Origin of the sequence: Romboutsia ilealis, assembly GCF_900015215.1 — a bacterium.
GTDB lineage: Bacteria > Bacillota > Clostridia > Peptostreptococcales > Peptostreptococcaceae > Romboutsia > Romboutsia ilealis.
Window position 1 is genome coordinate 868,827 of the sequence record NZ_LN555523.1, and the last position, 15,208, is coordinate 884,034.

General features: G+C 26.0%; 12 protein-coding genes. 10 read left to right on the forward strand and 2 right to left on the reverse strand.

The window, feature by feature from the left end; genetic code table 11:
* Together CRIB_RS04160 and CRIB_RS04165 are read left to right on the forward strand one after the other, a co-directional pair.
* A complete protein-coding gene (locus CRIB_RS04160; protein ID WP_180703277.1) occupies nucleotides 1-1,029 on the forward strand; it encodes a sensor histidine kinase in 1,029 nt (342 codons plus the stop codon).
* 130 nt (nucleotides 1,030-1,159) lie between these two features.
* Entirely contained in the window at nucleotides 1,160-1,987 is an 828-nt protein-coding gene (locus tag CRIB_RS04165) for an NAD(P)H-dependent oxidoreductase (RefSeq protein WP_180703278.1), read from the forward strand.
* Between the two features lie 196 nt (nucleotides 1,988-2,183).
* On the opposite strand, the gene CRIB_RS04170 is transcribed toward CRIB_RS04165, so the two are convergent.
* Together CRIB_RS04170 and CRIB_RS04175 are read right to left on the reverse strand one after the other, a co-directional pair.
* On the reverse strand, nucleotides 2,184-2,699 hold the full coding sequence (locus CRIB_RS04170; RefSeq protein ID WP_334293962.1) for a PadR family transcriptional regulator: 516 nt from the start codon (nucleotides 2,697-2,699) through the stop codon (nucleotides 2,184-2,186).
* A 51-nt stretch (nucleotides 2,700-2,750) separates the two neighbouring features.
* A complete protein-coding gene (locus CRIB_RS04175) occupies nucleotides 2,751-3,599 on the reverse strand; it encodes a sialate O-acetylesterase (RefSeq protein WP_180703280.1) in 849 nt (282 codons plus the stop codon).
* A 650-nt stretch (nucleotides 3,600-4,249) separates the two neighbouring features.
* Here CRIB_RS04175 and CRIB_RS04180 point away from each other — a divergent pair.
* The 8 genes from CRIB_RS04180 to CRIB_RS04215 all read left to right on the forward strand — a co-directional run bounded on the left by CRIB_RS04180 (nucleotide 4,250) and on the right by CRIB_RS04215 (nucleotide 15,114).
* Entirely contained in the window at nucleotides 4,250-6,403 is a 2,154-nt protein-coding gene (locus tag CRIB_RS04180) for an adenosylcobalamin-dependent ribonucleoside-diphosphate reductase (protein WP_330404937.1), read from the forward strand.
* 238 nt (nucleotides 6,404-6,641) lie between these two features.
* Nucleotides 6,642-7,298 (forward strand): hypothetical protein, encoded by a 657-nt coding sequence (locus CRIB_RS04185; RefSeq protein ID WP_180703281.1) that lies wholly within the window; start codon nucleotides 6,642-6,644, stop codon nucleotides 7,296-7,298.
* A 427-nt stretch (nucleotides 7,299-7,725) separates the two neighbouring features.
* On the forward strand, nucleotides 7,726-9,120 hold the full coding sequence (locus CRIB_RS04190; RefSeq protein WP_180703282.1) for an oxaloacetate decarboxylase subunit alpha: 1,395 nt from the start codon (nucleotides 7,726-7,728) through the stop codon (nucleotides 9,118-9,120).
* Nucleotides 9,121-9,135: 15 nt separating this feature from the next.
* A complete protein-coding gene (locus CRIB_RS04195; protein ID WP_180703283.1) occupies nucleotides 9,136-9,456 on the forward strand; it encodes an OadG family protein in 321 nt (106 codons plus the stop codon).
* Between the two features lie 84 nt (nucleotides 9,457-9,540).
* Nucleotides 9,541-9,906, forward strand: a complete 366-nt coding sequence (locus CRIB_RS04200; protein ID WP_180703284.1) for a biotin/lipoyl-containing protein — start codon at nucleotides 9,541-9,543, stop codon at nucleotides 9,904-9,906.
* A gap of 25 nt (nucleotides 9,907-9,931) precedes the next feature.
* On the forward strand, nucleotides 9,932-11,062 hold the full coding sequence (locus CRIB_RS04205; RefSeq protein ID WP_180703285.1) for a sodium ion-translocating decarboxylase subunit beta: 1,131 nt from the start codon (nucleotides 9,932-9,934) through the stop codon (nucleotides 11,060-11,062).
* A 198-nt stretch (nucleotides 11,063-11,260) separates the two neighbouring features.
* Complete coding sequence (locus CRIB_RS04210) at nucleotides 11,261-14,398, forward strand: sensor histidine kinase (protein WP_180703286.1); 3,138 nt, start codon at nucleotides 11,261-11,263, stop codon at nucleotides 14,396-14,398.
* 83 nt (nucleotides 14,399-14,481) lie between these two features.
* A complete protein-coding gene (locus CRIB_RS04215; protein WP_243633573.1) occupies nucleotides 14,482-15,114 on the forward strand; it encodes a DNA-3-methyladenine glycosylase in 633 nt (210 codons plus the stop codon).
* Nucleotides 15,115-15,208 lie beyond the last annotated feature (94 nt).

Consider the following 15,208-nt stretch of genomic DNA (forward strand, 5'->3'; position numbering starts at 1 on the left):
ATGAAAATGTGTTTTAATAAAATAAACAATATATATAAATTTATAATTATATTAATAACAATTATTTTAAATATATGGATATATTTGAATTTGAAAAACTTAAATATTTCATTATTATTATTAGTTTTTTCAATGTTTATATTAGTGATGTTTTTTATACAAGAAAGAAGATATGAAAATTACATAAAATGCTCGTTACTAGATTTATCTGACATGCTTCAAACTATTATAGATATGAAGGATAAAGCAATATTTTCTACAATGGAAGATACTATATTCTCAAAATTACAATATCAAACTATAAAACTTACAAATATATTAAATGCGAAAAATAAACAAATGGAAACGGAAAGAAATGAAATAAAGGCATTAGTATCTGATATTGCCCATCAACTGAAAACACCTTTGACTAACTTAAAAATATATGGAGAGTTTTTTAAAGATGAAAGTTTAACTGTTGAAGAAAGAAAAGAATTTAGTGAAATTATGACAATCTCTTTAGATAGACTTACTTTTTTAGTTGAAAGTATGATTAAAATGTCTAGGTTAGAAGGTAATGTAATTAATTTAAGAATAGAAAAAAATGATTTAAATGATACAGTAATACTTGCAATAAGCCAAGTACAAAAAAAGGCTAGAGAAAAAAATATAAATATTGAACTTATTCAAATAGATAAAGTTGAAATTATACATGATAAGAACTGGATTAGTGAAGCTATATTTAATATTTTAGAAAATGGAGTAAAGTATACAAAGGAAAATGGAGAAATAAAGGTAACTATACAAAGTTACGAAATGTTTGTAAGGATAGATATTGAAGATAATGGTATCGGTATAAAAGAAGAAGAAATCCCTAAAATTTTTATGAGATTTTATAGAGGAAAAAATGTAGGAAGTACAGAAGGTATAGGAATAGGTCTTTATTTGACAAGAACTATAATATCTAAACATGGAGGATATATTCAAGTTAGTTCAAATAAAAATGGGTCTATATTTTCTGTATTTCTACCAAATAAGTTAGACACTTAGTTAATATATTAAAAGGTTAATAAGTAACTTAAATTTTGTGATAATTAAAATATATGAAATAATAGGTATAATTAATAAAATATATTCATATCAATATATCTGTAAACTCAAGTAAAAAAGAGGTGCTAATTTGAATATATTAATTATACATGGAAGCCCAAGAAGGGGAAACACTTGGAACATAGTAAATAGAGTTAGAGAAAAAATAAATGAAAAAATAGATGTAGATTATGAAATAATAGAACTTAGCAAAATGAAAATACCAATGTGTACAGGATGCTTTAACTGTATATTAAAAACTGAAAAAAAATGTCCACACTATGAAAGCATAAAATATATAAATAATAAAATTGATTGGTGTGATGCAATGATAATAACATCTCCAGTATATTCACTTCAAGTATCAGGTCAACTTAAAAACTTTATAGACCATATGTCATACAATTTTCATAGACCTAAATACTTTAATAAAAAAGCACTTATAATAACTACAACAGCAGGAGTTAATGCGAAAGAAATTTCTAATTACATAAAGGAAGTACTTACATTTTGGGGAATAAACACTACTTATAAATTGCCGATAGTATATAGAAATGCTAAATTAGAAATATATGATAAGCAAATTGATAAGGTATTAAATGAATTTATAGATACCTTAAAAAATAATACTTTTAAATCACCTACTTTTAAAACTATTGCAAGTTATAATGTTTTTAGGAGTATGTCAACAAATCTTTATACTAAAGGAAATCCAGACTATGATTATTGGAAAAACAGTGAACTTTATAAATATCCATATCATCCAGATATAAAGATAGGAATGATAAAGAGTATATTTGGTAATACACTTTATAAAGTTGTTTCAAAACGAATGAAAAATAATAAGGATATGAAATATAATGAACGAAAAATTAGAATAATTAAACGATTGCCTAAAGAAGAAGGAATTAACTTGTAATAAATCTATGATAAAAATAACCATACCTTAGTATTTTAAATAATTTGAAGTATAAGGTATGGTTATTTTTATCATTTGATATATATATCGTTTGTAATATATTAAAATTATGAACTAATAAAAAATATTCTCTAAGGAGTACTCTTCCTTCTTTTTTTATTAAACTTTTCTATTAATTTATTTCTTTAAAGAGCTTCTACATGTTTTTTAGTAAATCTTCAAACCACTGAACATTTACTAAATGGTGTGAAAGTGAATTTTCCATCATTTTTTTAAAATAAATAGAAACAGTATTATCTTCTTTAATAGATTTTTCTAATAAAAAAATTCTTTCTTTAGTTTGTTCTATTTGTGTTTCTATTAATTTTTTTAATTCCTCTGTTTTATACTCATCAGCAAATAACATAGCTCCATAAAAAGATAAATTTATATATTCTGTTTTAGAACCATATTTGTGCATCAATCTTTCAAATTCTTTATCACCAAGTTCAGTTATAACATAATTTTGAGTTTCTCTAACATTGTCTAACTTATTAACTCTTTTAATATATTTTTTTTCTTCTAGTTGTTGAAGATTATAATAAAACGATCCTTTGGTAAAATTCACTACATATTTATAGTGTCTTTCTTCCATTAACGATAACAATTCATATCCATAAGAACCTGGATTTTGTTTTATTAAGCCTAAAATTAATAATGGTATCAAAATCATATCTCCTTTATATCTAAAAATTATAATATGATTATCTCATAACTATATTATTTAATCATTATTAATTTTTGTAACTTGAGATATAAATTCATCATATGATATTTTACCTAAAGCAAAATCCATACTTTGCATATATATTTTTTCTGACTTAGTATGAGCTCTTGAACAAATTAAATCTACTAACTCATTTTCATTAGCCAATGGTTTTAATATATGATCTTTATTAGAAAAAGCTTCAAAATATCTTAACCCAAATTTTCTTTGAGAAATTGCATCAATATGAATTCCATCAGGATTAGAAGTTAAACCTTCTGCACTAACAAAATAACAATTATCTTGCTCAAAAGCAAATTTTTTTAATTCCTTATTGATAAGAGTATATTCTGTACAACTTTTTCCAAATCCTTCTTTACCTAAAAAATCTCCTAATCCACCAATAATAATTGGAATGTCTGGAGCATTTAATTCTTTTCTAAGAGCTTCAATAATTACAAGTAACTTTTTATAATATACTTTATAATTTCCATTATTACTATCATTTTCTCCTTGATGCCACAAAATACCAACTAGTTCACTGCTTTCTTTAGCAAATTTAGCTTCATTTACTGCATGTCTAAAAAGTTCTTTATCTACAGCCCACTCATCCAATGAACTTCCACCTTCTGCACAAGGAATTAAGCCAATAATATCATCTTTATTCTTGCAAGACCACGCCTCTGCAAATGAACCAGCTAAACTTATTCCTGAAACAGGTCTGTCATAATTAATAGGTTCAGTCATCATTTGCCATCTTCCATTACGTAGCATATATATTCTTTCATTATAAATAGGAGGTACTTCATTAATAAAACCTCTTCCAGCCATATTTGACTGCCCTAACATCAAAAATGATTTAATCACTTTTATCATCCTTTCCTTTATTCGATGTAAAACATTATAATATATAATTAGTCTAATTAGACTATTTATATATTATAGTCTAATTAGACTAATTGTCAAGTATGTTCTTCTAATTATTATTTCTATTTGTTGTATCAAATGTATGATTATTTCGTATTATATAACAATTATGAATCTTAATTATATTATAACCACAAAGAAAGCTAACATAGCCGAATAATTAAATAAAAGATATAGTAAAAATAAACTTAGGAAATTTACAATTTAATGTAGAAGTTCTAAGTTTATTTTTTACGTATAAGGAAATTATATCATAATTATATTTGAGGATAATCTATGAATACAAGTAATATCAATAACTTTATAAACGTAAAAAATGACATTTTGAGCAACGGATGTGACAAAAATGTTTCGCCGACACGTCGCTTAAGCGAAGCGAATTTTTTATGTAGATAAATCCTTGATGATATATTTGATAATATGCATTAAAGTAGTTGATTTTATCATAATTTAAAATTATTCCTAATTATATCTTTTTTATTTGAATACTATATATAGTATTTGGGTATAAAAATACAAAATGAAAACACAATATATTGTGTCAGGTTGAATTTTAAAAGAATATAATAATATGGGGGAATTTAACAAAAATGATGATAAGAGGTGTATTTATGATAAAACTTGAAAAAAGAGATGGCACTTATGAAGTTTTTGATAAAAATAAAATAATAAATGCCATTTACAAGTCAACTATAAACAGCAAATATGGAATAGACAAAAATTTAGGAAAAAAAATAGCTGATAATATAGAAAATATGATTAATGAAAATAAGATAAACCTTACAGTTGAAGACATACAAGACAATATTGAGGTTTTACTTATGGAATCTAATAGAAAAGATGTAGCTAAAAATTACATTTTATATAGAGAAAAAAGGTCAGATTTAAGAAAATCTAAATGGCAAATGGACGAACTTCAAAAATCTATTTGGGCTAATAAATATCAATACAACAATGAAAGTTTTAATGAATGGATAGAGAGAGTATCTGGAGGAAATAAAAAAATAGCAAAACTAATAAGAGAGAGAAAATTTTTATTTGCAGGAAGAATTCTTGCGAATAGAGGTTTACCTAAAGACGGAATAAAAGTAACTTATTCAAACTGCTATGTATTAAGTCCCCCACAAGATAACTTAGAAAGTATATTTGATACAGCAAAATATTTGGCAAGAACATTTAGTTATGGTGGAGGAGTAGGCATTGATATATCTAATTTAAGACCAAAAGGAGCAATAGTTCACAACTCTGCAAAAACTACAACAGGTTCTGTATCATTTATGGATCTTTATTCTATGACAACAGGACTTATAGGGCAAAGAGGAAGACGTGGAGCTTTAATGATATCTATGGATGTAAATCACCCGGATATAGAAGAATTTATAGATGTAAAAACTGATTTAGAAAAAGTAACTAAGGCTAACATATCAGTTAGAATAAATGATGAGTTTATGAAAGCTGTTTTAAATAAATCTATGTATGAATGCAAGTTTAAAGTAGAAGCTGATGGAGAAGAAATAGTAAAAGAAGTTGATGCATATAAGCTATTTATGAAACTTATAACTAACAACTGGGATTTTGCAGAACCTGGAATACTATTTTGGGACAACATAGAAAAAAATCATTTATTAAGTGAAGATAAAGACTTTAAATATGCTGGAGTTAATCCGTGTGCAGAAGAACCACTTCCAGCAGGTGGAAGTTGTTTACTTGGATCAATAAATTTATCAGAATTTGTAATTGCCCCATTTACAAAACATGCTATGTTTGACAAAACTAAATTTAAATCATGTGTTAGAGATTGTGTAGTTGGATTAAATGAAGTATTAGAAGAAGGATTAGACCTTCACCCATTAAAAGAGCAAAGAGAAAGTGCATCAAAATATAGACAAATAGGCCTTGGTGTTATGGGAATTTCTGATATGCTTATAAAGCTTAATATAAGATATGGAAGTGATGAATCTATTAAATTATGTGAAGAACTTTCAAATATGATGTTAAATGAAGCAGTAACACAATCAGCACTTCTAGCTAAAGAATATGGTTCTTATGAAAAATATAATGAAAATGCTTTATTTAAATCAAGTTTCTTTATAAATAATATAAGAGAAGATGTAAAAGATTTAGTAAAAAAATATGGACTTAGAAATTCACAACTTCTTACAATACCACCAACAGGGTCAATATCAACAATGCTTGGGATAAGTGGTGGAATAGAGCCAATGTTTAATTTATCTTACTTTAGAAAAACAGAAAGTTTACACGATGAAGATGTAATTTATAAAGTTTATACTCCTATAGTAAAAGAGTATATGGATATAAATGAAATAACTAATGAAGAAGATTTAGGAGATATATTTGTAACTGCTATGAATCTAAAGCCTGAAGAAAGAATAAAAATGCAAAAGGCATGGCAAATAAATATAGACGCTTCAATATCATCAACAATAAATCTTCCATATGAAGCAACAGTTGAAGATGTTTACAATATATATGTAAGTGCATGGGAGAATAATTTAAAAGGAATAACAATATATCGTGATGGATGTAAGAGAAGTGGTGTACTTTTAAATGAAAAACCTAAAGAAAATAAAAAGGATAATTCATATGAAGAAATAGAAAAAGAAGATAAGTTAAAAGAAGAAGAAACAGAAAAGTTTGTATGTCCAGAGTGTGGAAATGAATCTATAATACCTACTGGTGGATGTGGAATATGTCTACAATGTGGATATAGTAAATGTAATTAAAAAGGTATTTCTAATATATATATAAAGTAAATAAAGTGTATTGGGGGTACGTATATGAGATTTATATATATATTTTTTAAGTACTTTCTTAAAGGTCAAATTATAAGATATAATAGATAATTTAAATAAAAAAATGAACTCTATATACTTGAATACTAGAGTTCATTTTTGTTTATTAAGAATATATTTATTAAATTTACAAATACTATTGGTGATAAATTTAGATAGGAGGAAAGTTATGAAAGCAAACAAAATCATAGTTGCAGGATTATCATTAGCACTATCATTATCAATGGTAGCTTGTAATAATAAAGAAACTACACCAAAAAATGATGCAAATACTACAACAGAACAAAATACTGCAGACACTACAAATAATGCCAACAATGACTATGTTGAAAAATACTCTGGATTCTATGAAGACAATCTTGGCAATTTAAGTATGTACAGCATATATGAGACACCAGAAACTGTAACTGAATATTACAAAACTAACAAATATCCAGGAAACGAAAAATACGTAGAAGAATTAAAATCAGCGTATAAAGAATCAAGAGATAAAATACAAAAATTTGTTGATAGTCTAAAAAATGATGCAAAAACAGAAGATACAAAAATAAAAGACTTAAACGAAAAGTTAATAGCTGAAGGTGAAAAAACTATATCAAATATAGATGCTAGATTAAATAATTTAGACAATCTACCTAAGGATATATATGATAAGACACAAGATGAATTTGTAAAAGCAGTAGATGAAGCTATAAAAGCAAAGGATGAAACAAAATCTGATTTCAATAACGTATTACAAGAAATGAATAAAGCTTTAGGTGTATATCCAAATGCACTGGAAAGTCCGGGTACAATTAACAATACAAATACAAATACTAATAAATAGATATAATTTGTAGTTTTATTGAAAATAAATACATAAAAAGCCTATAAAAATTTTATTTTTATAGGCTTTTTTACGCTTAAGGATATTATAATACTTAAAAAAATGTGGATAAATTCTGAATGTAAGTAATATCAACAAATTGGTTTTGAGCGTAAAAAAGATTTTGAAATATTTCGCCCACGCAGTGGCTCAAGCAACGGACGAAGTCGTTGGCGACATGAAATGTTTCGCCGACACGTCGCTCAAGCGAAGCGAATTTTTTACGCTTAAATACATTATGTATCAAACAACAGCTATATTAAATAACTTGTCTAAAAATATAGAAAACTAAATTTTTAATCACATCATAATCATAACATTTAACTTAAATTAATACATTTATAATATAATTTAAAAACATAAACTTGATAGGGGGTAGAATCAATTTATGGAAAAATTAAAGATAACAGAAACATCATTAAGGGATGGACATCAATCATTAATAGCAACAAGGCTAAAAACTAATGAGATAATACCAATACTTGAGACTATGGACCAAGTCGGATATTATGCAATGGAAGTTTGGGGTGGGGCTACATTTGATGCATGTATACGATTTTTAAATGAAGACCCATGGGAAAGATTAAGACTAATAAGAAAGCACGTTAAAAATACAAAGCTTCAAATGCTTTTAAGAGGTCAAAACTTATTAGGATATAGAAATTATGCAGATGATACTGTAGAAAAGTTTATTGAATTATCTATAAAAAATGGTATTGATATAATAAGAGTATTTGATGCGTTAAATGATGTTAGAAATTTAGAAGCATCAATTAAAGCTATAAAAAAATACAATGGCCACTGCCAATGTGCAATATCATATACAACAAGTCCTATACATACACCAGAGTATTATTTAGAATTAATAAAAACTATGGAATCTATGGGTGCAGACTCTATATGCATAAAAGATATGGCAGGGGTTTTAACTCCATATAAAGCATATGATTTAGTTAAACGTATAAAAGAAATGACAGACATTCCTATAGATCTTCATACTCACTGTACAGGTGGAATCGCAGATATGATATATATGAAGGCTGTTGAAGCAGGTGTTGATATAATAGACACAGCAATATCCCCATTTAGTGGTGGAACAAGTCAACCTCCAACAGAATCACTTTCTTTAACATTTTCTGAAATGGAAAGAAATCCAGGCCTTGATATGGAAAAATTATTACAAGTCGCAGAATATTTCAAACCAATAAGAGATAAATATATGGCTGATGGAATATTAAATCCAAAAGTACTATTAACAGAACCACAAACCTTAAAATACCAGGTACCAGGAGGTATGCTATCCAATCTTTTATCACAATTAAAGGGGCAAAATGCAGAAGATAAGTATGAAGATGTTTTAAAAGAAGTTCCAAGAGTTAGAAAAGACTTAGGATATCCACCACTTGTTACACCAATGAGTCAAATGGTTGGTACTCAAGCTTTATTTAATGTATTAACAGGTGAAAGATATAAATTAGTTCCAAAAGAAATAAAAGACTATGTAAAAGGTAATTATGGTAAATCTCCAGCACCAATAAGTGATGAATTTAGAAAAAAAATAATAGGAGATGAAAAAGTGATAACTGTAAGACCAGCAGATTTAATAGCTCCTGAGTTTGAAAAAATGAAAAAAGAAGCAGGAAACTTAGCTAAAAATGATGAAGACGTATTAGCAGTTGCACTATTTCCACAAGTTGCTCCTAAGTTTTTAGAAAATAAATATAATAAAAAGCCAGCAGAAAAAGAAGATAATAAAATTAAATTTATAAATGTAACTATGTAGAAAATAGGTGATAATATGGGTGAAAATTTAAATTTAATTCAAGCTTTATATATAACAATATCAAGCATGGCAATGGTATTTATAATATTATTAGTAATTTCAGGTGTACTTAGTTTATTTAAATATATCTTTAAAAAGGAAAATGCTGTAAAAGCATCTAATGTTAAGGACATATCTAAAGGTACTGTTAATAATATTAAAAATGATTCAGTACAAGAAAATATTAATATTGATGAAGATGAAAAAATAGTAGTAGCATTAGCCGCATCTATAATGGCTGGAGATGGGATACCTAATCCAAATCTTCATATAAAGAGAATCACAAGAATATCATAGTAAATTTTAAATATTAAAATCAAAACTAAGATGATAGATATTTTAAAAATTGAAATAAATTTTAAAACATAGGGGGATTTTAAAATGAGTTCTAAAACATATCATATAAAATTAAATGGAAAAGTATACGAAGTAGAAATAGAAGAAGTAAAAGAAGGTCAAAATGTATCATTTACACAAAAAGTTGAAACTAAGGCAGAAGTTAAAAAAGAAGATTTAAAACCAGTAGGTGATAGCACTGAAAATATAACTGCTCCAATGCCAGGAACAATAACAAATATATTAGTAAAAGATGGAGATAGCGTTAAAAAAGGTCAGGTTTTAGCTATACTTGAAGCTATGAAGATGGAAAATGAAATAGTGGCACCTCGTGATGGAGCTATAACAGTTATATCTGTAGATAAAGGTCAAAATGTAAATCCAGGTGATACATTACTTAAAATGGCTTAGTCTATAGGTAAAGGGGGAGTTTACTATGGGAGATATGTTAAGCAATTTCATATTAGAGTCAGGTTTTGCTAATATGGGCATTAAGAGTATATTAATGATATTAATAGCTTGTGTATTTTTATACTTAGCTATAAAAAAAGGATACGAACCATATTTATTAATACCAATTTCAATTGGTATGTTACTTGCAAATATGCCGGGAGCAGATTTAATGAAAGCTCCAACAGATGGAGAATTAGGCGGACTTTTATATTATTTATATCAAGGTGTCCATCTATGTATTTTCCCACCATTAATTTTCTTATGTATAGGTGCAAGTACAGACTTTGGACCAATGATTGCAAATCCTAAGACAATGTTACTTGGAGCAGCAGCTCAATTTGGTATATTCTTTGCTTTCTTAGGAGCAATACTTCTTGGATTTAATGGACTTGAAGCAGCTTCAATAGGCATAATAGGTGGAGCTGATGGACCAACTGCAATACAGTTAACATCAAAATTAGCACCACATATGCTAGGAACTATAGCACTTGCAGCATATTCATATATGGCTTTAGTTCCAGTTATACAACCACCAATAATAAGAGCACTTACAACTAAGGAAGAAAGAGCTATAAAAATGGAACAATTAAGACCAGTTTCAAAAACTGAAAAAATAGTATTTCCTATAGTTTCAATGATAATAGTTATAGGACTTTTACCAACAGCAGCACCACTTATAGGAATGCTAATGTTTGGTAATCTATTGAAAGAAAGTGGAGTAGTTCCAAAGCTAGTTGAAACAGCACAAAATTCATTAATGTATATAGTAACAATATTTTTAGGTCTTACAGTAGGAGCTACTGCTAATGCAGAGACATTTTTAACACTTCAAACTTTAGGCGTAACAGCTATGGGTCTTGTAGCATTCTCTGTAGGTACTGCATCAGGAGTATTGTTTGGTAAACTTATGTGCAAAGCAACTGGTGGTAAGATAAATCCAATGATAGGTGCCGCAGGAGTTTCTGCAGTTCCTATGGCAGCTAGAGTTGTTCAAAAGGTTGGGCAAGAAGAAAATCCATCAAACTTCTTACTTATGCATGCAATGGGACCTAATGTTTCTGGAGTTATAGGATCTGCAATAGTTGCAGGAATACTTTTAAAATTCTTTATATAAAAATGAATAAATAAAAAGCTATCCAACTGGATAGCTTTTTTATGTTTAAGTGAATTATCTAAATTAGAAAAATATGGTAAAAAAGTAAACGTAAGTAATATCAATAAATTGACCATAAGTACGACAAATTGACAATTTAAAGTAAAATTAATAAAATTATGGTTATAAAGATAAATTTAGAAGGAGAATTGTATATTTATGACAAGGTGTAAAATTATAACATTTATGACGTTATTTTTAATATTTGTATGCACTGTTACTAATATTGATGCATCTGAACTTATATTTTGCAATCTAACAAATTCAGATGGTTTATCACAAACATCAATAAATACCATATATCAAGATAGTTTAGATTATATATGGATAGGAACTAAAAATGGACTAAATAAATATAATGGTTTTGAATTTGATATTTATAATAAAGGATTGAGTGAGAAAAGAAATATTATTGATGGCAACATTACATCTATAATAGAAGATTTAAATAATAATTTATGGGTGGGAACATATGATGGTATAAGTAAAATTAATTTAAAAACTGATAAAATTACAAACTATACTACAAATAATAGTATGTTATCATCAAATAAAATTATGGATATTAATATTAATAATAAAGGTGATATTGTAATAGCTACAACAAACGGATTAAATCTCTATGATTTTAATAATGACAAATTTATTCCTTTAAGAGATCAATCTTTAAATGCTTCAGATACAAAAATATTATCTGTAGAATTTTATAATGATAATGAAATTTATATGATATCTAAAAATTATTTTTTTAAATATGATATGATAAATAAAAAATATAGTGTTATTAATAATAAAACTATTGATTCTATACTCCAAAACACTACTTTAACAACTATGTCAATATATGAAGATTTTATATGTTTAGGAACTATATCTGATGGCATTTATATGTATAATATTAAAACTGGAAAAATAGAACAACACTATAAATTAAAAATTAGCAAAAATAATGATAATTCATATACTGTTCAATCTATCTATCATGATGGCACAGGAATTTATGTAGGATCAACTAATGGATTATATGTATTTGAAAAAAATGGAGCACAAAAGCATTTTATAAATAATCCTTTTGATGAAAGTTCATTAATTGACAATAATATTTCCTATATTACAAGAGATGGTAGCGGACTTTTATGGATAGGTACTTTTTCTGGAATAAGTAAAGTTGATTATAACTTAGGAATAAGTAATTACGATGATTTTACTTCAGAACAAAATACAAAAAATAATATTATAATGGGTGTATATGAAGATATTGATGAAAAATTATGGCTTGGAGTTTATAACCATGGAATTAGTATATGGGATAGAATAAATAATAAAGTTACACAACTAAATACTAAAACTGATAATAAATTAAATTCAGATAATATATGGGATATAAAAGGAAATGAAAAATATATATTTGCAACATCATCAGTTGGATTAAACATAATTAATAGAGAAACTTTAGAAGTACAAAATTTATTAAATAATAAATATTGCCATACACTATATTTAGATGGAGATTATTTGTGGATAGGGACTATAGGTGGTTTTGATATTATCAATTTAAATGACTTTAGTATAAAGAGTATTAATAAATTACTTAAGGAAAATAACATAACTATAAGTTTAGGTGGAGCAATTTTTAAAGATTCAAAAGGTATTTATTGGCTTGGAGGAGCAAATAAAGATGGGTTAATTGAATTTAATCCTAAAAATAATTCCGTAAATATATTTAAATATAATGAGGCTAAAAATAGTATTTCTGATAATACTATCTTATCTATAGCGGAAGATTCTAAAGGTAATTTATGGTTTGGTACTGAAGGTAATTTAAATAAATATGATAGATTAACTAAACAATTCAAATCTTATTCAACTGAAGATGGACTTTCTAATAATAGTATTTATAGTATTATTCCACGAAATGATAAAATATGGATAAGTACAAATTCAGGCATAAATTGTTTAGAATTTAAAAATGATAAAATAATAAATGTCAAAAAATATTTAAATAATATAGAGTTTTCTTCAAATTCATATCTTAAAACAAAAAATGGAGAATATGCTTTAGGATCTAATAATGGTTTGTATATTTTAAAACCTAATGTTATAGAAAATAATATAATTTCTCCTAAAATACATTTTAACTCAATCTATGTAAATGGAGAAAAAGTAGATGATTTAAATAATAAATCTATAAATTATAAAGAAAATTTTATTACTATAGATTTATATACTAATATTTATAGTGATATGCAAACTGTAGATTTTTACTATCGAATAAATAATGATGATTGGAAATTAATGAGTAATAATGAAATTACACTCTCAAATTTAGCTGATAAAAAATATACTATAGATTTTGTAGCTAAAAATTTTAATGGAAAACATAGTGAACCTAAAACTATTTCTTTTTATGTAAATCCTCCATTTTGGAGAGGTAAAATGGCTAAATTTATTTATTTTGCACTATTTTTTACAACGATATTATATATTATTTTTAAAATAGCTAATTTAAAAAATGCTATTACTTTAAAAAATAAATTATTAGCAAAAGAGATGGAAGAAAAAAATGAGCTTCTTAAGAAAAATATTGAATTAGAAAAACGTAAAAACAATTACTTAATCAATATGTCTCATGAACTTAGAACTCCATTAAATGTTATAGGAGCAACTCAGCAACTAATATCTAACCTTAATAAAACAGGTAATATTTCTTCAAATGAATTGGCAAGATATATGAAAATAAGTGATAATAATTTAAAAAGACTTTTAAATATTATTAATGACTTAATCGATTCAACTAAAATGAATGAAGGAATTTATAATCTACTTTTAGAAGAAAAAAATATAATTTATATAATTGAAGATATTACTTTATCATTAAAAAGTTTAGCTGAAGAAAAAGAAATAGACCTTATTTTTGATACAAATATAGAAGATTGTATTATGAATTTTGACCAGGATGCAATTGAAAGATGTATTATAAATATTGTTGGTAATGCTATAAAATTTACAAATAAAAATGGTCAAATAGTTGTTAACTTGATTGATTCTAATAATACATTAACTATAGAAATTAGTGATACAGGTAGCGGTATTCCACCAGAAAAAATAGACAGTATATTTGATCGTTTTAGCCAAGTTGTAAACTCAAAAAGAGAATTTACAAAAGGTAGTGGTTTAGGGTTAACAATTACAAAAGGATTAATAGAGCTTCATGGTGGAACTATTACAGTTACAAGTGAATTAAATAAAGGATCGACATTTACAATAATATTACCTAAAAACACAAACAAAGCTTAAAAGATATTTTAAATAGTATAATGCCTTATTTAGGGCACAATAGTTTATATACAAATAATATAGCATTGGTTAGAGGTGATAATTTGGACAAGTGTTTTTTTCAAAATGATGGACTCTATGTAGCTAAAAATATACTTGGAAAGTTTTTAATAAGAAAATACGATAATATGCAAATTGTAACTAAAATAGTTGAAACAGAAGGATATATGGGTATAAAAGATAAAGCAGCGCATGTATATAATGATAAAAAAACCGACAGAACAAAGCCACTATACTTAGAAGGTGGTCATATATATGTATACTTAATATACGGGATGTACCATTGTTTAAATATATCAGCAAATGTTGAAAATATACCAGAATGTGTATTAATAAGAGCAGTAGAGCCTATAATAGGATTTGATAAAATAGCATTTAATAGATATAAAAAGTCATATGATGATTTAACTAATTACCAAAAGAAAAATATAACAAATGGCCCAGGTAAGCTTTGTATGGCACTACAAATAGATAGAAGTTTAAATTCTCAGTATATATTAGATAGTGATCTTTATATAAGTGATTTCTACATAGATAAAAATGGAGAAAAAGTATTTGCTGACAATGATTTTGATGTGGTTGAAGCTAAAAGAATAAATATAGATTACGCTGAAGAAGCGAAAGATTATTTATGGAGATTTTATATAAAAGATAATAAATATGTATCTGTAAAATAAATAATTTTATCGTATACTTTATAAATTATTGATTAAATTAGTTAAGTTTACAATATTAATATAAAATCTATATTTGAATATTTAACTAAAAATG